A 355-nucleotide genomic window follows, 5' to 3' on the forward strand; every position below is an offset into this window, starting at 1 on the left:
CGCGACGATCTGGCCTTGCCCGGCTGATTTCAATGGGGCGGTGGTCCCGATCGGGCGCCCAATCGCCAACACGCGGGTGTACTTGCTGGACGGCCATGGCGCGCCCGTGCCGTTCGGCGCGGTCGGCGAGCTTTACATTGGCGGGGCGGGGGTGGCACGGGGCTACCTCAACCGCCCTGAGCTGACCGCCGAGCGGTTCATCGCCAGTCCCTTTGTCGAGGGCGATCGGCTGTACCGGACCGGCGACCTTGCACGTTATCTACCGGACGGCAATCTTGAGTTCCTGGGCCGCAACGACGATCAGGTGAAGATCCGCGGCTACCGCATCGAGCCGGGCGAGATCGTCGCGCGGCTT

1 protein-coding gene is annotated in these 355 nt (G+C 67.3%); it reads left to right on the forward strand.

The genetic code is table 11. The features are described from left to right. Positions 1–355: AMP-binding protein (locus XH88_RS25620; protein WP_271671026.1), on the forward strand; the 355-nt coding region annotated here is incomplete at both ends.

Origin of the sequence: Bradyrhizobium sp. CCBAU 51627, from assembly GCF_028128765.1 — a bacterium.
In the GTDB taxonomy this organism is placed as follows: Bacteria; Pseudomonadota; Alphaproteobacteria; order Rhizobiales; family Xanthobacteraceae; genus Bradyrhizobium.